The 23639-nt window shown below is 67.9% G+C and carries 21 protein-coding genes and 1 tRNA gene; 2 read left to right on the top strand and 20 right to left on the bottom strand.

Going from position 1 to position 23639, the window contains the following annotated elements:
• Window positions 1–25: 25 nt before the first annotated feature.
• The gene (locus E1B00_RS01050) at window positions 26–475 is read left to right on the top strand and encodes an STM3941 family protein (RefSeq protein ID WP_139444815.1); all 450 of its coding nucleotides are present in this window, start codon (window positions 26–28) and stop codon (window positions 473–475) included.
• A gap of 25 nt (window positions 476–500) precedes the next feature.
• Window positions 501–926, top strand: a complete 426-nt coding sequence (locus tag E1B00_RS01045) for a hypothetical protein (RefSeq protein WP_139444814.1) — start codon at window positions 501–503, stop codon at window positions 924–926.
• A gap of 6 nt (window positions 927–932) precedes the next feature.
• Here E1B00_RS01045 and E1B00_RS01040 read toward each other — a convergent pair whose 3' ends face one another.
• The 20 genes from E1B00_RS01040 to nuoF all read right to left on the bottom strand — a co-directional run bounded on the left by E1B00_RS01040 (window position 933) and on the right by nuoF (window position 23633).
• Entirely contained in the window at window positions 933–1574 is a 642-nt protein-coding gene (locus tag E1B00_RS01040; protein ID WP_139444813.1) for a trimeric intracellular cation channel family protein, read from the bottom strand.
• A complete protein-coding gene (locus E1B00_RS01035; protein ID WP_139444812.1) occupies window positions 1561–2412 on the bottom strand; it encodes a DUF817 domain-containing protein in 852 nt (283 codons plus the stop codon). Before E1B00_RS01035 ends, E1B00_RS01040 begins: the two co-directional genes overlap by 14 nt.
• A 7-nt stretch (window positions 2413–2419) precedes the next feature.
• Entirely contained in the window at window positions 2420–3031 is a 612-nt protein-coding gene (locus tag E1B00_RS01030; RefSeq protein WP_139444811.1) for a CDP-alcohol phosphatidyltransferase family protein, read from the bottom strand.
• A gap of 168 nt (window positions 3032–3199) precedes the next feature.
• Complete coding sequence (gene pnp, locus E1B00_RS01025; RefSeq protein ID WP_139444810.1) at window positions 3200–5296, bottom strand: polyribonucleotide nucleotidyltransferase; 2097 nt, start codon at window positions 5294–5296, stop codon at window positions 3200–3202.
• A 122-nt stretch (window positions 5297–5418) separates the two neighbouring features.
• A complete protein-coding gene (rpsO, locus tag E1B00_RS01020; protein WP_139444809.1) occupies window positions 5419–5679 on the bottom strand; it encodes a 30S ribosomal protein S15 in 261 nt (86 codons plus the stop codon).
• Window positions 5680–5868: 189 nt separating this feature from the next.
• Window positions 5869–6792, bottom strand: coding sequence for a tRNA pseudouridine(55) synthase TruB (gene truB / locus E1B00_RS01015; protein WP_139444808.1), 924 nt, complete (start codon window positions 6790–6792; stop codon window positions 5869–5871).
• Between the two features lie 9 nt (window positions 6793–6801).
• The gene (rbfA, locus tag E1B00_RS01010; protein ID WP_139444807.1) at window positions 6802–7164 is read right to left on the bottom strand and encodes a 30S ribosome-binding factor RbfA; all 363 of its coding nucleotides are present in this window, start codon (window positions 7162–7164) and stop codon (window positions 6802–6804) included.
• A gap of 15 nt (window positions 7165–7179) precedes the next feature.
• Window positions 7180–9846, bottom strand: coding sequence for a translation initiation factor IF-2 (gene infB, locus E1B00_RS01005; protein ID WP_139444806.1), 2667 nt, complete (start codon window positions 9844–9846; stop codon window positions 7180–7182).
• Window positions 9847–9936: 90 nt separating this feature from the next.
• The gene (gene nusA / locus E1B00_RS01000) at window positions 9937–11424 is read right to left on the bottom strand and encodes a transcription termination factor NusA (RefSeq protein WP_139444805.1); all 1488 of its coding nucleotides are present in this window, start codon (window positions 11422–11424) and stop codon (window positions 9937–9939) included.
• Between the two features lie 45 nt (window positions 11425–11469).
• Window positions 11470–12006, bottom strand: a complete 537-nt coding sequence (rimP, locus tag E1B00_RS00995; RefSeq protein ID WP_139444804.1) for a ribosome maturation factor RimP — start codon at window positions 12004–12006, stop codon at window positions 11470–11472.
• Window positions 12007–12173: 167 nt separating this feature from the next.
• Window positions 12174–12250: transfer RNA gene (locus tag E1B00_RS00990), tRNA-Met, on the bottom strand.
• A 64-nt stretch (window positions 12251–12314) separates the two neighbouring features.
• On the bottom strand, window positions 12315–13763 hold the full coding sequence (gene nuoN / locus E1B00_RS00985) for an NADH-quinone oxidoreductase subunit NuoN (RefSeq protein WP_139444803.1): 1449 nt from the start codon (window positions 13761–13763) through the stop codon (window positions 12315–12317).
• 10 nt (window positions 13764–13773) lie between these two features.
• Window positions 13774–15303 (bottom strand): NADH-quinone oxidoreductase subunit M, encoded by a 1530-nt coding sequence (locus E1B00_RS00980; RefSeq protein ID WP_139444802.1) that lies wholly within the window; start codon window positions 15301–15303, stop codon window positions 13774–13776.
• 19 nt (window positions 15304–15322) lie between these two features.
• Window positions 15323–17467 (bottom strand): NADH-quinone oxidoreductase subunit L, encoded by a 2145-nt coding sequence (nuoL, locus tag E1B00_RS00975; protein ID WP_139444801.1) that lies wholly within the window; start codon window positions 17465–17467, stop codon window positions 15323–15325.
• Between the two features lie 7 nt (window positions 17468–17474).
• Window positions 17475–17780: an NADH-quinone oxidoreductase subunit NuoK gene (gene nuoK, locus E1B00_RS00970; RefSeq protein WP_139444800.1), complete on the bottom strand. Its 306-nt coding sequence runs from the start codon at window positions 17778–17780 to the stop codon at window positions 17475–17477.
• A complete protein-coding gene (locus E1B00_RS00965) occupies window positions 17777–18394 on the bottom strand; it encodes an NADH-quinone oxidoreductase subunit J (protein ID WP_139444799.1) in 618 nt (205 codons plus the stop codon). Before E1B00_RS00965 ends, nuoK begins: the two co-directional genes overlap by 4 nt.
• A gap of 19 nt (window positions 18395–18413) precedes the next feature.
• Entirely contained in the window at window positions 18414–18902 is a 489-nt protein-coding gene (nuoI, locus tag E1B00_RS00960) for an NADH-quinone oxidoreductase subunit NuoI (RefSeq protein WP_139444798.1), read from the bottom strand.
• Window positions 18903–18905: 3 nt separating this feature from the next.
• A complete protein-coding gene (nuoH, locus tag E1B00_RS00955) occupies window positions 18906–19964 on the bottom strand; it encodes an NADH-quinone oxidoreductase subunit NuoH (RefSeq protein ID WP_139444797.1) in 1059 nt (352 codons plus the stop codon).
• A 1-nt stretch (window position 19965) separates the two neighbouring features.
• Window positions 19966–22269, bottom strand: a complete 2304-nt coding sequence (gene nuoG / locus E1B00_RS00950) for an NADH-quinone oxidoreductase subunit NuoG (protein ID WP_139444796.1) — start codon at window positions 22267–22269, stop codon at window positions 19966–19968.
• The gene (nuoF, locus tag E1B00_RS00945; protein ID WP_139444795.1) at window positions 22266–23633 is read right to left on the bottom strand and encodes an NADH-quinone oxidoreductase subunit NuoF; all 1368 of its coding nucleotides are present in this window, start codon (window positions 23631–23633) and stop codon (window positions 22266–22268) included. Before nuoF ends, nuoG begins: the two co-directional genes overlap by 4 nt.
• Window positions 23634–23639 lie beyond the last annotated feature (6 nt).

Genomic DNA, 23639 nt, shown 5'->3' with positions numbered 1-23639 from the left:
TCCACCCGCCCACCGCGCCTGCACCATGAAACTGACGCCCCCGCCCTTGAAGTTCGTGATCCTGCTGCTCGTCTCCGCCGCCTTCGTGGCCATGGGCATCTTCCTGGTCGCGCAGGGCAAGCCGCTGATCGGCTGGCTGAACATCGTCTTCTTCGGGCTGGGCGTGGCGGTGGCCATCGTCAGCCTGCTGCCGGGCAGCAACCACCTGCAGCTCGACGACGAAGGCCTCGAGGTCTGTTCGCTGTACCGGCGCTGGTCGGTGCGCTGGGGCGACGTGCAGACGTTCTTCCCGGCCTTCATTTCGCGCCGGGAGCTGGTCTGCTGGAACTACGTGCCCGGGTATTCCGGCCAGCGCGCTGGCCGGGTGGTGGCCAGCCACCTCGCCGGCGTCGAGGCTGCCCTGCCCGACACCTACGGCATGACGGCCGCGGCCCTGGCCGACTTGTTGAATCAATGGCGCATCCGGCATACCTGACGTCCCTATCCTTCAAGGAATCTCCATGAGCACCGTGTTGTGGGCGAACCTGCTGATCGACGGCGAAGTGAGCTCGGACGAAAGTGACAAGGCGGCGCTGCACCGGCACGCCGACAAGCTCGACGGCATCTTCCAGCGCGCGGCTGGCGTGTCCCTGCTGTCGTTCTGCGACAGCACCGACCTGGAGTACAACCTGGGCGACGACGAGGAACTGCCCGAGGGCATGACGTCCACGAACCAGGTGATGGCCCTGTCCGGGAAATGGATCGCGGCCACCGAGGCCGTACGCGCGATCACCGCCGCCCTGGCCGAGATCGAAGCCCGCAAGATCCGCTTCGGCCTGCTGCGCAATGACCACGACGCCGTCGTCGCCGAACTGAAGGAAAGCCTCGCCTATGCCGGCAGCACGCAGGCCCCGGACGCGCGCTTCAATTTCAGCATCGTGATGTAGCCACGCTCAGGCCGGCGGCTCCGCCGTCGGCAGGCGCCAGCCGCGGCGGATCGCGAACAGGCGCAGTCCGGTGCAGGCGACCACGCCGGCGACCACGACCGGCGTCAGCGGCAGCGAAAGCGCCTTGCCCAGCACCACCACGCCGGCGCCGGCCAGCGCGGCCACGGCATAGAGCTCGGCCTTGAGCACGGCGGGCACCTGGGCGACCAGCACGTCGCGCAGCATGCCACCGCCGATGCCGGTCAGCATGCCCAGCAGGATGGCGCCGACCGGGCCGAGGCCGAAGGCCTGCGCCTTCAGCGCCCCTGCGACGGCGAACACGCCCAGGCCGACCGCGTCCATGCTCTGCACCGGGTTGCGCCAGCGTTCGATCGCACCGGCGCGCCAGAAGGTCAGCAGGCCGGCCGCCATCGAAATGGCGACGTAGCGCCAGTCCTGCAGCGCCGCCGGCGGGGTCGCGCCGATCATCGTGTCGCGCAGGATGCCGCCGCCGCAGGCCGCGACGAAGGACAGCACCAGCACGCCGAACAGGTCCAGCCGCTGCCGCACCCCGACCAGCGCGCCGCTGAGCGCGAAGACGAACGTCCCCACCAGGTCGAGCACGACCAGGACCAGACCGACCGCGACCGCGCCGTCAATCGGCGACATGGATGCGTTCCTTGATGTGCTTGAGGTTGGCGACGATGGTGAAGGTCATCACCACCAGCAGGGCCCAGGAGCTCCATTTTCCCACGTGCACCGCCGCCCAGGCGCCGATCTGGTTGGGATAGCTCCAGATGTGGAAGAAGGTGCTGATGTTCTCGGCGATCCAGATGAAGAAGCCGATCAGCACGAAGGCCAGCAGCAGCGGCATGCTGCGGTCGCGGTCCAGGGGGCGGAACAGCACGGTCGAGCGCGCGTACAGCCCCAGGGCGCAGGCCGCCAGGTACCAGCGGTAGTCGCCGATGTAGTGGTGGGTGAAGAAGTTCGCGTAGATCAGCATCGCCACCAATGCCGCCATCCAGTGCGGCGGATGGTGCCGCACGCGCAGGTCGAACAGCCGCCAGGCCTGGATCACGTAGCTGCCCACCGCCGCGTACATGAAGCCGGCGAACAGCGGCACGCCCAGCACCTTGGTGTAGGCGTGATCTGGGTAGCTCCAGGAGCCGATCGCCGGCGAAGTCTTGAACACCTCCAGCGCGAAGCCGACGGCATGGAACAGGCAGATCGCCTTGAATTCGTCCCAGGTCTCGAGCCTGGTCGCCAGCATCCAGGCCTGGATGCCCAGCGCGACGACCAGCAGTACGTCGTAGCGCGGCAGGCCGAACAGCCCGGCCCGCGGCACGGTGAACACCGCCGCGAAGAACAACACGACGAACAGGCAGGCCCGCGCCTCCTTGACGCCGAAGTAGAGGAACTCGCGCAGGAAGCGCGGCAGCCGCGCCAGCCAGGGCAGCGGCCGCTGCCCCACCAGGTGCGCGTCGACATCGGCCAGCGAGGGAATCATGGGCGGATCAGGGCTTGGGGATGCGCAGGGTCTTGCTGATCATCAGCGAACCCGACAGCGCGAACATCAGCACCAGCGGATGCAGCTGCCAGCCCAGGTCGACGCTGCCCAGCCACAGCGATTCGCCGATGCGCTGCTGCCAGGCGGCGACCGCCAGCACCACCACCAGCGCCAGACTGGTTGGGATCGGCGTGCCTTCGAAATACTTGACCTTGCCCTCGTCGCCGCTCAGTGCTTCGGCGGTGACGTTGTAGCGGGCCAGGCGGCTGACGCCGCAGCCGACGAAGTAGGACAGCACCAGCCAGTCCCAGCCGCCCTGCATGCCGCAGGCGTAGGCCAGGGCCGCGGGCGCGACGCCGAAGGAGATCACGTCCGACAACGAGTCCAGTTCGCGGCCCAGGGTCGAGGACGATTGCCGCGAACGGGCGATGCGGCCGTCGAGCGCGTCGAAGACGAAGGCCAGCGGGATCAGGGCCATGCCCCAGAGCAGGTCGGTGACGTGGCCGTCCTGCAGGAAGCGCATCGCCGCGAAGATGGCGCCGGTGCCGCAGAAGGCGTTGGCCAGCGTGAACCAGTCGGCCAGGTGGAAATCGCGGAGCATGGAGAAATGGCGTTTCATACCGGCACCATCGTCGGCTCGGGAACGAGCCGACTTTAGCAGACGGAAACCGGGCCGCCCGCCGGGCGACGCGGACGCAGGAAAAACTTTCCGGCCGGGCCCTCGTGCCGAACAAAGAAAAAGCGGGCCGAAGCCCGCTTTTCCGTGCACAACATGGGAATCGGAGGCTTAGACGCCCTCGCCCTCTTCCACGGCCTTCATCGACAGGCGGATGCGGCCCTGCTTGTCGACTTCCAGCACCTTGACCTTCACCACGTCGCCTTCCTTGAGCTTGTCGGAGACCTTCTCGACGCGCTCGTTGGAGATCTGCGACACGTGCACCAGGCCGTCCTTGCCCGGGGCGATGGTGACGAACGCACCGAAATCCATCAGCTTGGCGACCTTGCCCTCGTAGATGCGGCCCGGCTCGACGTCCGACGTGATCGACTCGATGCGCGCCTTCGCGGCCTGGGCGGCGGCGGCGTTGACCGAGGCGATGACGATGGTGCCGTCGTCCTGGATGTCGATCTGGGTGCCGGTTTCCTTGGTGATCGCCTGGATCACCGAACCGCCCTTGCCGATCACTTCGCGGATCTTGTCCGGGTGGATCTTCATGGTCAGCAGGCGCGGCGCGTACTCGCTCATTTCGGTGCGCGGCGTGCTGATCGCCTTGGCCATCTCGCCGAGGATGTGCAGGCGGCCCTGCTTCGCCTGCGACAGCGCGATCTTCATGATCTCTTCGGTGATGCCTTCGATCTTGATGTCCATCTGCAGGGCGGAGATGCCCTCGGCGGAACCGGCCACCTTGAAGTCCATGTCGCCGAGGTGGTCTTCGTCACCCAGGATGTCGGACAGCACGGCGAAATCGTCGCCTTCCTTGATCAGGCCCATCGCGATGCCCGCGACCGGCGACTTCACCGGCACGCCGGCGTCCATCAGCGCGAGCGAGGAGCCGCAGACCGACGCCATCGACGAGGAGCCGTTCGACTCGGTGATCTCGGAGACGACGCGCACGGTGTACGGGAACGACTCCATGCTCGGCATCACGGCGAGCACGCCGCGCTTGGCGAGGCGGCCGTGGCCGATCTCGCGGCGCTTCGGGCCCATCATGCGGCCGGCTTCACCGACCGAGTACGGGGGGAAGTTGTAGTGGAACAGGAAGTGCTCTTTGTACTCGCCGGCGGCCTGGTCGATGATCTGGCCGTCACGGGCGGTGCCCAGGGTGATCGCGACGATCGCCTGGGTCTCGCCGCGGGTGAACAGCGACGAGCCGTGCACGCGCGGCAGCACGCCGGTCTTGACGGTGATCGGGCGCACGGTGGTCAGGTCGCGGCCGTCGATGCGGGACTTGGTCTTGAGCACCGAAGAACGCATCGAGTTGTACTCGAGCTCGCTGAATTCCTTGCCCAGGTCGGCCACGTTCCAGCCCGCTTCCACGGCCTTGGGCTTGAGCGACTCGACCACTTCCTTCTTCAGCTTGGAGATCGCGTCGCGACGCTCGATCTTGTCCTTCACGGCGTAGGCGGCGGCGAGGCGGTCGCCCACGGCGCCGGCGACGGCAGCGACCAGCGCTTCGTTCTTGGCCGGCGCGGTCCAGTCCCAGCGCTTGACGCCGACTTCGGCGACGAGCTCGTTGATCGCGTTGATCACGGCCTGCTGGGCCTGGTGGCCGAACACGACGGCGCCGAGCATCACGTCCTCGGACAGCAGCGCGGCTTCGGATTCCACCATCAGCACGGCCTTGGCGGTACCGGCGACGACCAGCTCGAGCTTCGAGGTCTGCAGCTGGGTGGTGGTCGGGTTGAGGATGTACTTGCCGTCGATGTAGCCGACCTTGGCGGCACCGATCGGGCCGTTGAACGGCAGGCCCGACAGCGCCAGCGCGGCGGACGCGCCGATCAGCGCCGGGATGTCGCCGTCGATTTCCGGGTTCAGCGACATCACGGTGGCGATGACCTGGACTTCATTGGTGAAGCCTTCCGGGAACAGCGGACGGCACGGACGGTCGATGAGGCGGGAGATCAGCGTCTCCTTCTCGGTCTGGCGGCCTTCGCGCTTGAAGAAGCCTCCCGGGATGCGGCCGCCGGCGTAGAACTTCTCGATGTAGTCGACCGTGAGCGGGAAGAAATCCTGGCCTTCCTTCGCCGTGCGGTTGCCGACGGCCGTGACGAGCACGACGGTGTCGTCCATCTTGACGATGACGGAGCTGGCCTGGCGCGCGATCTCGCCGGTCTCCAGGGTCACCTGGTGCTGGCCGTACTGGAAGGTCTTGGTTACTTTCGCCACGTTGTGTAGTCCTTGAGTCTTCTGATTCATGAACCGGCGGGCACCCTGCCCGGCGGCTTCGCATCCGGGCGACCGCCCAAATGCGACGCGGCGCCATCGGCGCCGCGTCGTTGTTGCTTGCCTTAGCGGCGCAGGCCCAGGCGCTCGATCAGCGTCTGATAGCGCGCGGCGTCCTTCTTCTTGAGGTAGCCCAGCAGCGAACGGCGCTGGTTGACCATCTTGAGCAGGCCGCGGCGGGAGTGGTGGTCCTGCTTGTGCGCCTTGAAGTGGTCGGTCAGCTGGTCGATGCGGGCGGAGAGCAGGGCCACCTGGACTTCCGGCGAACCGGTGTCGTTGGGGACGCGCTTGAACTCTTCGATGATCTTGGCGGAATCGATGGACATTTCTGTATTTCCTTGTGATGCGCAGCCTGCAGGAACGGGGCCAGGATTGGCGCCGCACCGCGTGGCCCGCCGGTTGGGAGGTGCTCGTGAAAGCCGCGAAATTGTAGCCGAGCGGGCCTTTGCGGACAAGGCTTTAGCGGCACAGGAACCGCGGTCCCCCGCCATGCGGGGGCGCGGGAACACGCGCGCTTATTGCGCCGAAGCCCAGCGGAACAGGCGCCTGGGCCGCAGGGAACCGTCTTCACGCAGCTCGCCCAGCCCCAGGGAACGGCCGTTCAGGTCGGTGAGGTTGAGGGTCTCGACGGGGGCGGCGCCGTCGATGGCGAGTACCTGGCCCTGCCCCAGGCGCCGCGCCTGGTCGGGGTCCAGGGCCAGGGCCGGGAAATGGGCCAGCCCGGCCTCGACCGGCAGCAGCCGGGCATCCAGGGCCGCTTCGCCGCCGGCGTCGGCCAGGGCCTGGAGCTGGTCGGGCGTCATCATGTCCGGGGACAGGAAGGGCTCGACCCAGGTCCGGCGCAGCGCGGTGATGTGGCCGCCGCAGCCCAGCGCCTCGCCCAGGTCGCGGGCCAGGCTGCGGATGTAGGTGCCCGAGCCGCAGGTCACGGCCAGGCGCAGCAGCGGGCCGTCCAGGGCCAGCACGGTGATGTCCTGGATCTCGACCTCGCGCTCGGCCACCTCGATGGTCTCGCCGCGCCGGGCCTTGGCATAAAGCGGCTCGCCGCCCTGCTTGAGCGCGGAATAGATCGGCGGGCGCTGGCGGATGCGGCCGAGGAAGGGCCGCAGCGCCGCCTCAATCCGGGCGCGGTCCAGCGGCGGAACCGGCCGCTCGCGCAGCACCGTGCCGTCGGCATCATCGGTGTCGGTGGTGGCGCCGAAGCGGATCTGCGCCTCGTAGGCCTTGCGGCCGCCCAGCAGCAGGCCGGCGATCTTGGTTGCCTCGCCGAAACACAGGGGCAGCAGGCCGGTCGCCAGCGGATCGAGCGCGCCGGTGTGGCCGCCCTTCTCGGCGCGGTACAGGTGGCGCACGCGCTGCAGGGCCTGGTTGGAACTCAGGCCGGCGGGCTTGTCCAGCAGCAGGATGCCGTCGAGCGGGCGGAAGGTCGTGCGGCCCACGCGCGGGGCTCAGTCTTCGGCGGAGCCGGACGGGTTCTCGCGCAGCAGCTTCTCGATGCGCTCGCCCTTGTCGACCGAGTCGTCGTAGAAGAAGTGGATCTCGGGCACGTGGCGCATGCGCACCGCCTGGCCAAGCTGGTAGCGCAGCTCGGGCGCGAGTTCCTTGAGCGCCTTCACCGCGGTCGGGCCCTGCTCGGCCAGCAGCGCGGTGACGAAGACCTTGGCGTGGGCCAAGTCGCGGGTGACCTCGACGTCGGAAACGCTGACCGACGGCAGGCCATGGTCGCGCACCGCCTGGTGCACGATCTGGCCGATGTCGCGCCGCAGCTGGGCCGCGACGCGGTCGGTGCGATGGAAGCTCTTGGTCGCCATGGGTTCGCGCGCGCCTTACAGCGTGCGCTGGACCTCGATGCGCTCGAAGCATTCGATCTGGTCGCCCGGCTGCACGTCGTTGTAGGCCTTCACCGCGATGCCGCACTCGGTACCCGAGCGGACTTCCTCGACGTTGTCCTTGAAACGGCGCAGCGACTCCAGCTCGCCCTCGAACACCACGACGCTGTTGCGCAGCACGCGGATCGGCTTGCTCTTGCGCACGGTGCCCTCGATGACGAGCGAACCGGCGACGGCGCCGAACTTGGAGCTGCGGAACACATCGCGGACCTCGGCGATGCCCAGGATCTCCTCGCGGATCTCCACGCCCAGCAGGCCGGACGCCACCTGCTTCACCTGGTCGATCACGTCGTAGATGATCGAGAAGTAGCGCAGGTCGAGGCCGTTGGACTCGATGATCTTGCGGGCGGTGGCGTCGGCGCGGACGTTGAAGCCGATGATGACGGCCTTCGACGTCGCCGCCAGGGTGGCGTCGGATTCGGTGATGCCGCCCACGCCGGACGAGATGACGTTGATCTTGATCAGGTCGTTCGACAGCGCGACCAGCGACTGGCGCAGCGCCTCGACCGAACCCTGCACGTCGGCCTTGACCAGCAGGTTGAGGGTGGCCTGGCCGGTGTTCTGGCCCATCTGCGCCATGATGTCTTCCATGCGCGAACCGGCGGTGGCGACCAGGCGCGACTCGCGGCGCTTGGTGTCGCGCTGCTGGGCCACTTCCTTGGCCAGGCGCTCGTCGGCGACCACGACGAAGTCGTCGCCGGCGTCGGGCACGCCCGACAGGCCGAGCACCTGAACCGGGATCGAGGGCGCGGCGGAATCGGTCTGCTTGCCGTTCTCGTCGAACAGGGCGCGGACGCGGCCGTAATGCACGCCGCACACCAGATAGTCGCCCTTCTTCAGGGTGCCCTGCTGCACCAGCACGGTGGCCACCGGGCCGCGGCCCTTGTCCAGCGCCGATTCGATCACCACGCCGGTGGCGCGGGCGTCGTACACGGCGGTGAGCTCCATGACTTCGGCCTGGACCGCGATCGCGTCCAGCAGGGCGTCCACGCCCATGCCGGTCTTGGCCGAGATCGGCACGAACTGCACGTCGCCGCCCCACTCTTCCGGCACCACTTCGAGCTTGACCAGGCCCTGCTTGACGTTGTCCGGGTTGGCTTCCGGCTTGTCCATCTTGTTGACGGCGACCAGCAGCGGCACCTTGGCGGCGCGCGCGTGGTTGACCGCCTCGATGGTCTGCGGCATCACGCCGTCGTCGGCCGCGACCACCAGCACCACGATGTCGGTGAGCTTGGCGCCGCGGGCGCGCATGGCGGTGAACGCCGAGTGGCCCGGGGTGTCGAGGAAGCTGATGACGCCCTTGTCGGTTTCGACATGGTAGGCGCCGATGTGCTGGGTGATGCCGCCGGCTTCGCCCGACGCGACCTTGGTGCGGCGGATGTAGTCCAGCAGCGAGGTCTTGCCGTGGTCGACGTGGCCCATGATGGTGACCACCGGCGGGCGCACCTTGCGCTCGCCCTGGACCTCGTCCTGGTGCGCGACCAGCGCGACCTCGGCGTCGTCTTCGGTGGTCTTGTTGGCGCGATGGCCGAGCTCCTCGACCACCAGCACCGCGGTGTCGTGGTCGATCACCTGGTTGATGGTCGCCATGACGCCCATCTTGAACAGCGCGCGCACCACTTCGCCGCCCTTCATGGCCAGCTTCTGGGCCAGGTCGGCCACGGTGATGGACTCGCCGATGAAGACGTCGCGCACGATCGGGGCGGTCGGACGCGAGAAGCCGTGCTGGCCGCTGGCCGTGCGGGACGGTTCCGGCGCGCGCATCTTCGGCTTCTTGCGGTTGCCGGCGGCGCCGCGGCGGGCGCGCTCGGAGTCGGTCAGGTGCAGCTGGCCGGCGACGAAACGGTTCGCCTGGCCCTCGTCGCCCTCGTTGTCGACCATGGCGTGCGAACCGCGCACGGCCTTGTGCTTGGGCGGAGTCTGCTGCTTGTTCGCGCCGCCCGCGGGCGGGCGGTTCGGGCCGGTGGGCGCCGGACGCGACATCGGGCCGGGCTTGCGCTCGGGGGCCTTGGCCTCGGTGCGCGGCTTGCGCGGCTCGTGGATGACGATGGCGCCCGGGGCGACCGGCTCGACTTCCGGCACGCGCTCTTCGATTTCGGGGGCGTCTTCGACCACCGGCTTCAGGGCGGCGGCCGCGGCGGCGGCGCGCGAGGCCTCCTCGGCGTCGCGCTCGAGCTTGCGCTTGCGGTCGGTCTCGCTGAGCGCGGCCAGTTCGGCGTCGTTGCGGGCCTTGGATTCCTCGAGCTTGCGCAGGGCGTCCTGGCGCTCGTCGGTCACCGGCGCGTCGACGTCGTCGCGCTTGACGTAGGTGCGCTTCTGGCGGACCTCGACGGTGACCGTCGACTTGGTCTTGCCGGCGCTGACCGTCAGCTCTTCCTGCTTGCGGCGCTGCAGGGTGATCTTCTTCGGGACCGAGACTTCGGCCGGCTTCTCTTCCTTGCCGTGGGTACGGCGCAGGAAACCGAGCAGCTTCATCTTCTCGGTGCTGCTGACCACCTGATCCGGCCCGCTGAAGGTCATGCCTGCGCCGGCCAGCTGCTCGAGCAGCTTCTCGACGGGCATTCCCAGCACTTTGGCCAGCGAACCTACGGTGACTTCAGACATGTGTTGGTGATTCCTTGGGGCTGCGCGCCGGAGCGCGCGATGGTGTTTCCGGAACTAGCTTTGCCGCGATGGCGTGACGCCGTTACAGCCTTATTCGAACCAGTGCGCGCGCGCCGCCATGATCAGCTTGGCCGCGCGTTCGTCGTCCATGTCGTCCAGGTCGGTCAGTTCGTCCGTGGCCAGCTCGGCCAGGTCGTCGCGCGTGACCACGCCGCGGGCGGCCAGGGCGTAGGCCAGGGTCTCGTCCATGCCTTCGAGCGACAGCAGGTCGTCGGACGGCTTGTGGTCCTCGATCTCTTCCTCGACCGCCAGGGCCTCGGTGAGCAGGGCGTCACGGGCGCGGGCGCGCAGCTCCTCGACGATGTCCTCGTCGAAGCCTTCGACGGCCAGCAGCTCGGCGGCCGGCACGTAGGCGATTTCCTCGACCGTGCTGAAGCCCTCGGCGACCAGGATGCCGGCGATCTCTTCGTCCACTTCCAGCTTGTCCATGAACAGCGCGCGGGCCGTGGCCTGCTCGCCCTCGGACTTGGCGGTGACCTGGTCCTGGGTCATGACGTTGAGCTGCCAGCCCGTCAGGCGGCTGGCGAGGCGCACGTTCTGGCCGCCCTTGCCGATCGCCTGGGCGAGCTTGTCCTCGGCGACCGCGAGGTCCATCGAGTGCTTCTCTTCGTCGACGATGATCGACTGCACCTCGGCCGGGGCCATGGCGTTGATGACGAACTGGGCCGGGTTGTCCGACCACAGCACGATGTCGATGCGCTCGCCGTTGAGCTCGTTCGAAACCGCCTGCACGCGCGAACCGCGCATGCCGATGCAGGCGCCGATCGGATCGGTGCGGTGGTCGTGGGCGAGCACGGCGATCTTGGCGCGGTCGCCCGGGTCGCGGGCCGCGGCCTTGATCTCGACCAGGCCCTGGCCGACCTCCGGCACTTCGAGCTTGAACAGCTCGATCATGAATTCCGGCGCGGTGCGGCTGATGAACAGCTGCGGGCCGCGCTGTTCGGCGCGCACGTCCAGCAGGTAGCCGCGCACGCGGTCACCCGGGCGCAGCACGTCGCGCGGGATGGCCTTGTCCTTCGGGATGAAGGCCTCGGCGTTGCCGCCCAGGTCCACGTAGACGTTGCCGCGCTCGACGCGCTTGACGATGCCGTTGACCAGCTCGCCGATGCGGTCGCGCCAGGCGTCGACCACCTGGGTGCGCTCGGCCTCGCGCACGCGCTGCACGATGACCTGCTTGGCGGCCTGGGCGGCGATGCGGCCGAACTCGGCGTTCTCGACCTGCTCCTCGACGAAGTCGCCGATGACGGCGCCTTCCTTCTCGTCGACGGCGTCCATCAGGCGGATCTGCCGGTCCGGCGATTCCATCACGACGTCATCGGCCACGACCTCCCAACGGCGGAAAGTCTCGTAGCTGCCGTCCTTGGAATTGATGGCCACGCGCACGGACACGTCCTGCTCGTGGTAGCGCTTCTTCGCGGCGGAGGCCAGCGCGGCCTCCATCGCCTCGATGATCACGGCGCGCGGCACGCCCTTCTCGTTGGCCACCGCTTCCATCACCAGCAACAGTTCCTTGCTCATCTTTTCCAGCTCCGTCAAAGGCGGTGCGACCGCCTCGGGTTTTGATCAGGATTCTTTGGTCTTGGCCTTGCGGCGCGAGCCGCCCGGGCCGGTAGGCTTGGGCTGGGCCGCGAGGCCCAGGGCGACCAGGTCGGGGACCAGGCGCGCCTTTTCGATGTTGTCGTGCTCGACCCGCATGTCGCCGGCCTCGTGCGAAAGCAGCACCACGTCGCCCTCGACGCCGGTGATGCGGGCGATGAAGCGGCGGCGGCCGTCCTGCGCCAAACGCAGGGTCAGCTTGGCCTGCTCGCCGATGAAGCGGCCGAACTGCGCCGCGGTGAACAGCGGCCGGTCGATGCCCGGCGAGGACACTTCCAGCGTGTACTCCGAGGCGATCGGGTCGGCGACGTCCAGCTGCGCCGACACTTCGCGGCTCACCGCTTCGCAGTCCTCGATGGCCACGTGCCGGCCGGGCGCGTCGATGTACAGGCGCAGCATCGCGCTGTTGCCGGTGGGCGCGAATTCCACGCCCAGCAGCTCCAGCCCGAGCGCCGCCACGGTGGGCGCGAGCAGTTCGCTGATTTCGGTCGCCTTGCCGGTCATCGGTTCGGTCCTGTCGCCTCGTTGTTTCGCGAATTTCGAAAACAAAAAAGGGCCGTAAGGCCCTTTTCCGGTACATCCAGGTTCCGGCTTCCCGGGGCCGCCAAAAGGGCCGACCCGAGGGAACAAGCCTGAGCGTTGAGATCCTTTCGGAACACTTCGCCAGAAACTGGTAGCGGGGGCAGGATTTGAACCTGCGACCTTCGGGTTATGAGCCCGACGAGCTGCCAGACTGCTCCACCCCGCAGCAGTAGACGCGCATTATAGGGGCCTGGGTGAATCCGGCGCAAGCCCAATGATGAGCGGACGGTTCAGGCCGGGAAAGCGAGCCCGCACCAGGCCAGGATCGTGTCGGCGAACAGGCCCAGCACCAGCAGCGCCGCGGCGTTGACCGCGAACAGCACGCGCAGGTGGCTGTCCGGATGCACCCGGGCGCCCTCGCCTTCCGGCTCGTCGAAGAACATCACCTTGATCACGCGCAGGTAGTAGAAGGCGCCGATCACCGCGAAGACCACGCCGACAACGGCCAGCCACATCAGGCCGGCGTCGAGCGCGGCCACCAGCACTTCGAGCTTGGCCCAGAAGCCCAGGAACGGCGGCACGCCGGCCAGGGACGCCATCACGAACAGCACCAGCACCGCCTGGCCCGGGTTGCGCGACCACAGGCCCTTGAAGTCGTCGATGTTCTCGGACTCGAAGCCCTTGCGCGAGAGCGCGATGATCGCGCCGAAGGCGGCCGCCGACATGATCGCGTAGCTGATGGCGTAGAACATCGCCGCCGAGTAGCCGAGGTTGCCGCCATGGGCCAGGCCCATGAACAGGAAGCCGACGTGCGAGACGGTCGAATAGGCCAGCATGCGCTTGAGGTTGGTCTGCACCAGCGCCACGAGGTTGCCGATCACCAGCGACAGCGCCGCGACCCAGGCGACCATGTCCTGCCAGTACGGATCGAGCGGACCGACGCCCGCCTCGAGCAGCCGGTAGGCCATGCCGAACGCCGCCAGCTTGGGCGCCGAGCCGATGAACAGCGTGATCGCGGTCGGCGCGCCATGGTAGACGTCCGGCAGCCACATGTGGAACGGCGCGGCGCCGAACTTGAAGGCGATGCCGACCAGCATGAAGACGACGCCGAACAGCAGCAGGGTGCGGTCGCCGCTGCTGGCGGCGGCCGCGTGGATCTCGCCCAGCATCAGGCTGCCGGTGGCGCCGTAGACCATGGACATGCCGTACAGCAGCAGGCCCGAGGCCATCGAGCCGAGCACGATGTACTTCATCGCCGCCTCGGAGGAGCGCGGGTTGTCGCGGTCCATGCCGACCAGGCCGTAGGAGCTCAGCGCCAGCAGCTCCAGGCCCAGGTAGACGGTGAGCATGCTGCCGGCGGAGATCATCAGCATCATGCCGAGCACGGCGAACAGGCCGAGCACGTAGAACTCGCCCTTGAACAGGCCGCGGTCCTGCAGGTAGGGCTTGGCGTAGACGAAGGACGCACCGGCGACCAGGTACACGGCGAGCTTGAGCACGTCGCTGGCGGTGTCGCGCACGAACATGTTGGCGAAGCCGTACACCGGCTCCATCGCCAGGTCGCGCACGGTCAGCACCGCGGCCCCGGCGAGGATGAACAGGGCCAGGAAGTGGGTCAGGCCACGCCGCTGGTCGGACAGGAACAGGTCGACCATCAGCAGGGCGAAGGCCGCGCCGCAAACGAAGATCTCCGGCCCCAGGGGCAGCAGGTCGGCAACAGTGGGCATCGGCAGGGCCATCGTGGCTTCCTTAAAGCTTGGTGGCGGCGAGCTGGGTCAGCAGCTGCGCGATCGGTGCTTCCATCAGATCGGTCAGGGGCTTGGGGTAGACGCCCAGGGCCAGGGTGCCCAGGGCGAACACACCCAGCACCAGGGCCTCGCGACCGTTGATGTCGGTGAGTTCGGCGACGTGGTGGTTGGCGACGTCGCCGAAGATCACCCGCTTGGTCATCCACAGCGTGTAGGCCGCGCCGAGGATCAGGGTGAAGCCGGCGCCGAAGGCGACCCAGACGTTGTGCTGGAACGCGGCCAGGATGACCATGAACTCGCCGACGAAGCCCGACGTGCCCGGCAGGCCGGAGTTGGCCATCGCGAAGAAGACGAAGAAGGCCGCGAACCAGGGCATGGTGTTGGCCACGCCGCCGTAGTCGCGGATCATGCGGCTGTGCATGCGGTCGTAGACCACGCCGACGCAGGAGAACATCGCGCCGGAAATGAAGCCGTGCGAGATCATCTGCACCATCGCACCCTGCAGGCCGAGCTGCGCCGCATCGGTATTGCCCAGCTCGCGCACCAGCGCGAAGGCGACGAAGGTACCGAGGGTGACGAAGCCCATGTGCGCGACCGAGGAGTACGCGATCAGCTTCTTCATGTCCTCCTGCACCAGGGCGACCAGGCCGACGTAGACCACCGCCGCCAGCGACAGGCCGATCACCAGCCAGGCCCACTCCTGCCCGGCGTCCGGCACGATCGGCAGGGTGAAGCGCAGGAAACCGTAGCCGCCGATCTTGAGCATGATCGCCGCCAGGATCACCGAGCCGCCGGTCGGCGCCTCGACGTGCGCGTCCGGCAACCAGGTGTGGACCGGGAACATCGGCACCTTCACCGAGAACGCGGCCAGGAAGGCGAAGAAGATCCACATCTGCTCGGTGGCGCCGAGCCGCAGCGCGTAGAAGTCGGCGAGCTGGAAGCTCGGGCTGCCGGCCTTCACCGTCTGCAGGTACAGGTAGACCAGGCCGATCAGCATGAAGACCGAGCCCAGGAACGTGTACAGGAAGAACTTCAGCGACGCGTACACGCGCCGCGGGCCGCCCCAGACGCCGATGATGATGAACATCGGGATCAGCATGCCCTCGAAGAACACGTAGAACAGGATGGCGTCGAGCGCGCAGAACACGCCCACCATCAGGCCCTCGAGGATCAGGAAGGCGGCGAAGTACTGGTGCGCGCGGCGCTCGACCGAGGTCCAGGAGCCGATCAGCACCAGCACCGTGGTCAGCGTGGTCAGGGCGATCAGCGCGATCGACAGGCCGTCCACGCCCAGGTGGTAGCGGATGTCGAAGCTCGGGATCCAGGGATGGTCCTCGACGAAGCGCATCGCCGCCGAGGCGTAGTCGTGGCCGGCGAACAGGAACAGGCTCGCGACCAGCGTGGCCAGCGAGACCAGCAGCGCGAAGGCCTTGGCCTGGTGGGCACGGGCGTCGCCGAAGGCCAGCGTGAGCAGGCCGCCGACGATCGGCAGCCAGATCAGCACGCTAAGCAGGGGCCAGGTGGCTTCCATCAGGGCTTCCTTGTCAGTCTCAGGCGCCGATCGTCCGCACCAGCACCGCCAACAGGACGATGAGGCCGAGGATCATGGCGAAGGCATAGTTGTAGAGGCGGCCGGTCTGCAGCTGGCGGACCAGGCCCGCGACGCGGTCGACCAGCACGGCGGAGCCGTTGACGAACAGGCCGTCGATCAGCCCGGCGTCGCCGCGCTTCCAGGAGAAGCGGCCGAGCTTGACGCCGCCGCCGGCGAAACCCTTGATCCACAGGTCGTCGAAGCCGTACTTGTTCTCGAGGATGCGGGTGAGGAAGGCGCCGGGCTTGCTGGCGCGCATCTTCGTGGCGACATCCGGATAGAACAGGTAGAGCGCGGTGGCCGAGGCGAAGCCGGAGAAGGCCAGCCAAAACACCGGCGACGACCAGAAGTGCAGGCCGAAGCCCACCGCCGCCGACACCCAGCCGTGGTCGGCGTGCCAAAGCGACTTGCCGGCCGCGGCGACCGTATCGTGCGCCGGCAGCACCTCGATGGCGCCGCGGAAGAAATCGCCGAACAGCATCGGGCCGACGGTGAAGAAGCCGATCAGAACCGACGGGATCGCCAGCAGGATCAGCGGCACCGTCACCACCTTGGGCGACTCGTGCGGCTCGACCGGGCCATGGTGGTGGCCGTGGTCGTCGTGCGCGTCGTGGTGGGCGTCGCCGTGCGCGTCATCGGCGCCGTGGTGGTCGTCGTGGCCATGGGCCTCGACCTCCCGGAAGCGCTCCTTGCCGTGGAAGGTCAGGTACAGCAGGCGGAAGCTGTAGAAAGCGGTCACGAACACGCCCAGCATCACCGCCCAGTAGCCGTAGGTCTGGGCCCAGCCGCCGGTCTTGGCCGCCTCGCCCGCCGCCACGATGATCGTGTCCTTGGAGAAGTAGCCGGAGAAGAACGGCGTGCCGACCAGGGCCAGCGTGCCGATCAGGCTGGTGATGTAGGTGATCGGCATGTACTTGCGCAGGCCGCCCATCTTGCGCATGTCCTGCTCGTGGTGCATACCGATGATGACGCTGCCCGCCGCCAGGAACAGCAGCGCCTTGAAGAAGGCGTGGGTCATCAGGTGGAAGACCGCCGCCGAATAGGCGGAGACGCCGAGCGCGACGGTCATGTAGCCCAGCTGCGAAAGGGTCGAATACGCGACCACGCGCTTGATGTCGTTCTGGACGATGCCGATCAGGCCGGTGAACAGGGCCGTGGTGGCGCCCACCACCAGCACGAAGGCCAGCGCGGTTTCGCTCTGCTCGAACAGCGGCGACATGCGCGCGACCATGAAGATGCCCGCGGTCACCATGGTCGCGGCGTGGATCAGGGCCGAGATCGGGGTCGGGCCTTCCATCGAGTCCGGCAGCCAGACGTGCAGCGGCACCTGGGCCGACTTGCCCATCGCGCCGATGAACAGGCAGACGCAGATGAAGCCGATGATCGTCACCTCGACCGGCGAGGACAGCACGTCCACCGTCCAGGCGCCGGTGCCGATCTTGCCCGACCACAGGGTGAAGGTGGCCTGCAGGTCGGCGTTGCTGGCCTGGGCGAACACGGTCGCGTAGTCGAGCGAACCGACCCACATCAGCACGCCGGCGATGCCGAGCAGGAAGCCGAAGTCGCCGACGCGGTTGACCAGGAAGGCCTTGAGGTTGGCGAAGATGGCGGTCGGCCGCTTGAACCAGAAGCCGATCAGCAGGTACGAGACCAGGCCCACCGCTTCCCAGCCGAAGAACAGCTGCAGGAAGTTGTTGCTCATCACCAGCATCAGCATGCTGAAGGTGAACAGCGAGATGTAGCTGAAGAAGCGCTGGTAACCCGGATCCTCGGCCATGTAGCCGATGGTGTAGACGTGCACCAGCAGCGAGACGAAGGTCACCACGACCATCATCATCGCGGTCAGCCTGTCGACCATGAAGCCGACGTGCGCGGAATATCCGCCGACCTGGAAGAAGGTGTAGACGTTCTGGTTGAACGGGTCGGCATGCTGCACCGCCAGCTGCCACAGCACCTGGACCGACAGCGCGCAGCTGACCGCGACGCCCAGGATGGTGACCCAGTGCGCGCCGGCGCGGCCGACCTGCTTGCCGAAGAGGCCGGCGACGACGGCACCCAGCAGCGGCGCCAGGGCGATGATCAGGAGCGTGTTCATGGAGATCATGGCGCGCTCAGCCCTTCAGGGAATCGAGTTCGGCGACGTTGATGGTCCGCCGGTTGCGGAACAGGGTCACCAGGATGGCCAGGCCGATGGCGGCTTCGGCGGCGGCCACGGTAAGGATGAAGAACACGAAGATCTGGCCGGACACATCGCCGAGGAAGCGCGAGAAGGCCACGAAGTTGATGTTCACCGCCAGCAGCATCAGCTCGATGCACATCAGCAGCACGATGACGTTCTTGCGGTTGATGAAGATGCCGGCGACGCTGATGCAGAACAGCACCGCGCCCAGCGCGAGGTAGTGGCCGAGGCTGATCACGGGTTGCCCTCCTGGCGGGGTTCGGCCGGCATCTTGACCAGTCGCACGCGGTCGTCGCGGCGCACGGCCACCTGCCGGCCGGGGTCCTGGTGCTTGGTGCCGGGGCGGCGGCGCAGGGTCAGCATCACCGCCACGATCAGGGCCACGGTCAGGATCACCGCGGCGATCTCGAAGGGCAGGATGTACTTGCTGAACAGCGTCTCGCCGATCCATTGCAGGTTGGTCTTGCCGGCCGCGGCGGCCGGGTCGGTGGCCGACAGCCCCACCTCGAAGCGCTTGTTGCCGATCAGCATCACCATCTCGGCCGCCATCACCACCACCACCGCGCCGGTCAGCGGCAGGTAGCGGGTGAAACCTTCGCGCAACGGCGCGGTGTTGATGTCGAGCATCATCACCACGAACAGGAACAGCACCATCACTGCGCCGATGTAGACCAGCACCAGCACCACGCCCAGGAACTCGGCCTGCAGCAGCAGCCACAGGCAGGCGGTGGAGAAGAAGGCCAGCACCAGGCTGAGCACGGCGTGCACCGGGTTGCGGGCCAGGATGACCCCCAGCGCCGCCAGCACGGTGACCCCGGCGAAGGCCCAGAAGGCGATCAGTTCGTAGCTCATGCTCATGTCGTCCCTGCCCTCACCGGTAGGCCGCGTCGGCGGCCCGGCGTTGCGCGATCTCGTCTTCGAAGCGGTCGCCGATGGCCAGCAGCTGCTGCTTGCTGACGATGTTCTCGCCGCGCTTTTCGAAGTGGTATTCGTGGATGTGGGTTTCGACGATCGAGTCCACCGGGCAGCTTTCCTCGCAGAAGCCGCAGTAGATGCACTTGAACAGGTCGATGTCGTAGCGCGTGGTGCGGCGCGAACCGTCGGCGCGCGGCTCCGAGTCGATGGTGATGGCCAGCGCCGGGCACACCGCCTCGCACAGCTTGCAGGCGATGCAGCGCTCTTCGCCGTTGGGGTAGCGGCGCAGCGCGTGCAGGCCGCGGAAGCGCGGCGACTGCGGGAACTTCTCGAACGGGTAGTTCACCGTGTAGGTCGGGGCGAACATGTAGCCCAGCGTCAGGCGCATGCCGGCGAGCAGCTCCAGCAGCATCAGGCTCTTGAGGTAGGTGGCGATGCGGTTCATGTCTTAGGCGCCCAGGGTGAACCAGCCGTTGTAGGCCATGACGGCCGTCACGAAGATCCACACGATCGTGATCGGGATGAACACCTTCCAGCCCAGACGCATGATCTGGTCGTAGCGGTAGCGCGGGAATGTGGCGCGGAACCACAGGAAGGTGAAAGCGAAGAACACGAACTTGGCCGCCAGCCACCACCAGCCCGGCTCGCCCAGGAAGCCCCAGGACGGCGGGAACGGCGACAGCCAGCCGCCCAGGAACAGGATCGGGGTCAGCAGGCTGACCAGCATCATGTTGGCGTATTCGGCCAAGAAGAAGATCGCGAAGGCCGAACCGGAGTACTCGACGTGGAAGCCGGCGACGATTTCCGATTCGCCTTCCGCGACGTCGAAGGGCGCGCGGTTGGTCTCGGCCACGCCGGAGATGAAGTAGATGATGAACAGCGGGAACAGCGGCCACATGAACCACTCGCCGATACCGAGATTGCCCGCCTGCGCGTGCACGATCTCGGTCAGGTTCATGGTGCCGGCCGCGACCAGCACGCCGACCAGGGCGAAGCCCATCGCGATCTCGTAGCTGACCACCTGCGCGGCGGAGCGCAGCGCGCCCAGGATCGCGTACTTCGAGTTCGAGGCCCAACCGCCGATGATGATGCCGTACACGCCCATCGATGTCAGGGCCAGCAGCACCAGCAGGCCGGCGTTGACGTTGGCCAGCACCACGCCGTCGTCGAACGGGATCACCGCCCAGGCCGCGAAGGCCGGCGCCAGCGCCAGCAGCGGCGCCAGCCGGAACAGCAGCGGGCTGGCCGAGCTCGGGATCACCAGCTCCTTGAACAGCATCTTGAACACGTCGGCGAAGGCCTGGATGAAGCCGATGCCCATGAAGCCGCCGATGAACTGCGGTCCCTGGCGCACGTGCATCCAGCCGATCACCTTGCGCTCGGCCAGGGTGTAGAAGGCCACGCCGATGGTGATCGGCAGCACGATGACGATGATTTTGACCAGGGTCCAGATGACCAGGCCGAGGTCGCCGAAGGAGAGGAAGAACTCGCGGAGGGCGTCGATCATCTCAGGCTCCCACCACCGCCAGGCGCGCCACCGGCGACATCGGCGCGGTGGCTTCGTAACCGTTCTCGATCCACACCGCGCCCTTGGGCACGCGCGGGCTCACCGACACCGGCAGCGCCGCGCTGCCGACGCCATCGCCGACCTTGGCCATGCCGCCGTCGGACAGTCCGCGCGACAGCGCCTCCTCCGGATGCAGCACGAGCCGGGCGCCGACCGTCAGCGGGTGCGCGTTGAGCGCGGCCGAACGGCGCAGCACCGCATCGCCGCGGTAGATCGGCGTGCTGGCGATGCGCTCCAGGCCCGACTCGGCCTTGCCCGCTTCCGCCAGGCCGCTGCCGGCGGCGGGCGCCTGCGGCTTGAGCCCAGCACGCAACCCGTGCAGGTCGGTGAACTCGAAACCGGCCAAGCCAAGCTGACCTCCCAAAGCGCGCAGCACGCGCCAGCCGGCCCGCGCCTCGCCCGGCAGCTTGCCGCCGGCCTGGGTGGCCTGGTCGGTGCCGTCGACATTGGCCAGCGTCGCTTCGATCTCCGGCAGCAGGCCGATCGGCAGGATCACGTGTGCCAGCTTCTTGAGCTCTTCGGACGCATAGGCCGAGAACGCGACGACCTTGGCAGCGGCCAGGGCCTTGAGCGCCTGCGCGCCGTGCGCGAAGTCGTACTGCGGCTCGATGCCGTAGAGCAGGTAGGCCGGCAGCGGCTGCGCCAGCATCGCCGCGGCGTGCCTGCCCTGCCCCTTCGGGACCAGGCCGTGGCGCGCCAGACCGATGGCGTTGGCGCCCTGCGGAACGCGGTTGAGCTTGGCGCCGGTGGCGGTCGCCAGCGCACGCGCGGCGGCGCGAAGCCAGGAAGCCTGGGCGTGGTTTTCGGCCAGCTCGCCGAGCACGATCACGGCCTTGCCGGCCTTGGCCAGTGCGTCGGCCATGGCCTGGGCGCCGTCATGCGCCTCGGCAGCGATTGCACCGGGTAGCGTGGCGCCGGCGGCCTGCGCGACCGCGGCGAGCGCGCCCGGCAGGTGCGAGGGCGCGACGATGCGCTTGCTGGCGAGGTTGAACGTGGTCTCGAAGTCCACCGGGTTGATCGCGAACACCTTGGCGCCGCGCTTGCCGGCCTTGTGCAGGCGCTGGTGCAGCAGCGGCAGCTCGTGGCGCAGGTTGCAGCCCACCAGCAGCACGGCCTCGGCCTGTTCGAGTTCGGCCGCCGGCAGCTCGAAGGGTTCAGCGAAGGCGCCGTCGGCGAAGTCCAGCGTCTTGAGACGGTGGTCGACGTGGCCGGTGCCCAGGCCCGCGGCCAGGGATGCCAGCAGCGCGCCCTCCTCGTTCGAGGTCGCCGGATGGGCGAGCACGCCGAGCGACTCGCCCGCCTCCTTGAGCAGCTTGGCCGCCAGCGCCAGCGCCTCGTCCCACGAGGCCTCGCGCCAGGCGTTGCCTTCGCGCACCAGCGGCTTGCCGGCGCGGTCGTCGGCCACCAGGCCCTGGTGCGAATAGCGGTCGCGGTCCGACAGCCAGCACTCGTTCACCGCTTCGTTGTCGCGCGGCACGGTGCGCAGCACGTCGCCGCGGCGCGCGTGCAGGTAGAGATTGGAGCCGAGCGCGTCGTGGTAGCCGACGGATTCACGCGCCACCAGCTCCCAGGCGCGGGCGCGGAAGCGGAACACCTTGTTGGTCAGCGCGCCGACCGGGCAGACATCGATGACGTTGCCCGAGAGTTCGGTCATCAGCGGCTTGCCGTCGTAGGTGCCGATCTGCAGGTTCTCGCCGCGGCTCATGCCGCCCAGCTCGAAGGTGCCGGCCACGTCCGCGGTGAAGCGGATGCAGCGGGTGCACTGGATGCAGCGGGTCATGTCGGTGGCGACCAGCGGGCCCAGGTCCTCGTCGGCGACCACGCGCTTGCGGTCGACGTAGCGCGACACCGAGCGGCCGTAGCCCATCGACACGTCCTGCAGTTCGCACTCACCGCCCTGGTCGCAGATCGGGCAGTCCAGCGGGTGGTTGATCAGCAGGAACTCCATGACGTTGCGCTGCGCGTCGAGCGCGCGCTTGGTCTGGGTGGTGATCTTCATGCCTTCCATCACCGGCGTGGCGCAGGCCGGGGCCGGCTTGGGCATCTTCTCGACGTCCACCAGGCACATGCGGCAGTTGGCCGCGATCGGCAGCTTCTCGTGGTAGCAGAAGCGCGGGATCGGCACGCCGGCCTTGTCGGCGGCCTGGATGATCATCGAGCCCTTCGGCGCCTGCATGGCCTTGCCGTCGATCTCGATGTTCACCACGTCCGGCGCGGTATTGGGTGCGGTCGGCTGGGCGCTCATGCGGCCTGCTCCGTGGTGGCGAGCTGGCCCTTGGCCAGGTCGTCGACGTAGAAACGCTTGTTGACGATGGCGTACTCGAACTCGTGCCAGAAATGGCGCAGGAAACCCTGCACCGGCCAGGCGGCGGCTTCGCCGAAGGCGCAGATGGTGTGACCCTCGATCTGGCCCGCGGCGCCCTTGAGCATGTGCAGGTCGTCCATCGTCGCCTGTCCGTTGGCGATGCGGGTCAGCACGCGGTACATCCAGCCGGTGCCCTCGCGGCAGGGCGTGCACTGGCCGCAGGACTCGGCGTAGTAGAAGCGCGCGATGCGCTGGCAGGCGCGCACCATGCAGGTGGTCTCGTCCATCACGATCACCGCGCCCGACCCCAGGCCGGAACCGGCCTTCTGGATCGAGTCGTAGTCCATCGTGCAGGCCATCATGGTGTCGGCCGGCAGCACCGGCATCGAGGAACCGCCCGGGATCACGGCCTTGAGCTTGCGCCCGCCCTTGACGCCACCGGCCAGGGCCAGCAGCTCCGAGAACGGCGTGCCCAGGCGGATCTCGAAGTTGCCCGGATTGTTGACGTGGCCGGACACCGAGAAGATCTTCGGGCCGCCGTTGTTGGGCTTGCCCAGGTTGAGGAACCACTCGGCGCCGTTGCGCACGATCGCCGGCACCGAGGCGTAGGTCTCGGTGTTGTTGATGGTGGTCGGACGGCCGAACAGGCCGTAGTTGGCCGGGAACGGCGGCTTGAAGCGCGGCTGGCCCTTCTTGCCTTCCAGCGACTCCATCATCGCGGTCTCTTCGCCGCAGATGTAGGCGCCGGCGCCGAGCGCCGCGTACATGTCCACGTCCACGCCGGAACCGAGGATGTCCTTGCCCAGCCAGCCGTTGGCATAGGCTTCCTTGAGGGCTTCCTCGAAGTGCTCGAACGGCTCGTGGTGGAACTCGCCACGCAGGTAGTTGTAGGCGACGGTGCAGCCCGTGGCGTAGCAGGCGATCGCCATGCCCTCGATCACCGCATGCGGGTTGTAGCGCAGGATGTCGCGGTCCTTGCAGGTGCCCGGCTCGGATTCGTCAGAATTGCACAGGATGTACTTCTGGCCGGGCGCGCTGCGCGGCATGAAGCTCCACTTCAGGCCGGTCGGGAAGCCCGCGCCGCCGCGGCCGCGCAGGCCGGACTGCTTGACCATGTCCACGACCGCGGCCGGGTCGATCTTCTCGGTCAGGATCTTGCGCCAGGCGGCGTAACCGCCGGTCTTGAGGTAGTTCTCGTAGGACCAGGGCTTGTCGAAATGCAGGGTCGTGTAGACGACGCTGTGTTCCTGCGGGGCCGGGCCGACCGGACCGGTGGGCTCGGAATAATGCGAGTGGTGCGCCATGGCCTG

Origin of the sequence: Arenimonas terrae (assembly GCF_006265115.1) — a bacterium.
GTDB classification, from domain to species: domain Bacteria; phylum Pseudomonadota; class Gammaproteobacteria; order Xanthomonadales; family Xanthomonadaceae; genus Arenimonas; species Arenimonas terrae.
Note: the sequence above shows the minus strand (reverse complement) of the source record. Positions and strands in the feature narration are given on the sequence as shown.

What these genes read in the sequence shown, in the direction of transcription:
- nuoI (WP_139444798.1), bottom strand. Translation starts at nt 18,902, where the DNA reads ATGAACCGCATCGCCACCTACCTCAAGAGCCTGATGCTGCTGGAGCTG.
- rimP (WP_139444804.1), bottom strand. Translation starts at nt 12,006, where the DNA reads ATGACCGGCAAGGCGACCGAAATCAGCGAACTGCTCGCGCCCACCGTG.
- rpsO (WP_139444809.1), bottom strand. Translation starts at nt 5,679, where the DNA reads ATGTCCATCGATTCCGCCAAGATCATCGAAGAGTTCAAGCGCGTCCCC.
- E1B00_RS01045 (WP_139444814.1), top strand. Translation starts at nt 501, where the DNA reads ATGAGCACCGTGTTGTGGGCGAACCTGCTGATCGACGGCGAAGTGAGC.
- E1B00_RS01030 (WP_139444811.1), bottom strand. Translation starts at nt 3,031, where the DNA reads ATGAAACGCCATTTCTCCATGCTCCGCGATTTCCACCTGGCCGACTGG.
- nuoF (WP_139444795.1), bottom strand. Translation starts at nt 23,633, where the DNA reads ATGGCGCACCACTCGCATTATTCCGAGCCCACCGGTCCGGTCGGCCCG.
- rbfA (WP_139444807.1), bottom strand. Translation starts at nt 7,164, where the DNA reads ATGGCGACCAAGAGCTTCCATCGCACCGACCGCGTCGCGGCCCAGCTG.
- nuoG (WP_139444796.1), bottom strand. Translation starts at nt 22,269, where the DNA reads ATGAGCGCCCAGCCGACCGCACCCAATACCGCGCCGGACGTGGTGAAC.
- E1B00_RS01040 (WP_139444813.1), bottom strand. Translation starts at nt 1,574, where the DNA reads ATGTCGCCGATTGACGGCGCGGTCGCGGTCGGTCTGGTCCTGGTCGTG.
- E1B00_RS01035 (WP_139444812.1), bottom strand. Translation starts at nt 2,412, where the DNA reads ATGATTCCCTCGCTGGCCGATGTCGACGCGCACCTGGTGGGGCAGCGG.
- nuoN (WP_139444803.1), bottom strand. Translation starts at nt 13,763, where the DNA reads ATGGCCCTGCCGATGCCCACTGTTGCCGACCTGCTGCCCCTGGGGCCG.
- nusA (WP_139444805.1), bottom strand. Translation starts at nt 11,424, where the DNA reads ATGAGCAAGGAACTGTTGCTGGTGATGGAAGCGGTGGCCAACGAGAAG.
- nuoL (WP_139444801.1), bottom strand. Translation starts at nt 17,467, where the DNA reads ATGATCTCCATGAACACGCTCCTGATCATCGCCCTGGCGCCGCTGCTG.
- E1B00_RS00965 (WP_139444799.1), bottom strand. Translation starts at nt 18,394, where the DNA reads ATGAGCTACGAACTGATCGCCTTCTGGGCCTTCGCCGGGGTCACCGTG.
- nuoH (WP_139444797.1), bottom strand. Translation starts at nt 19,964, where the DNA reads ATGATCGACGCCCTCCGCGAGTTCTTCCTCTCCTTCGGCGACCTCGGC.
- E1B00_RS00980 (WP_139444802.1), bottom strand. Translation starts at nt 15,303, where the DNA reads ATGGAAGCCACCTGGCCCCTGCTTAGCGTGCTGATCTGGCTGCCGATC.
- infB (WP_139444806.1), bottom strand. Translation starts at nt 9,846, where the DNA reads ATGTCTGAAGTCACCGTAGGTTCGCTGGCCAAAGTGCTGGGAATGCCC.
- E1B00_RS01050 (WP_139444815.1), top strand. Translation starts at nt 26, where the DNA reads ATGAAACTGACGCCCCCGCCCTTGAAGTTCGTGATCCTGCTGCTCGTC.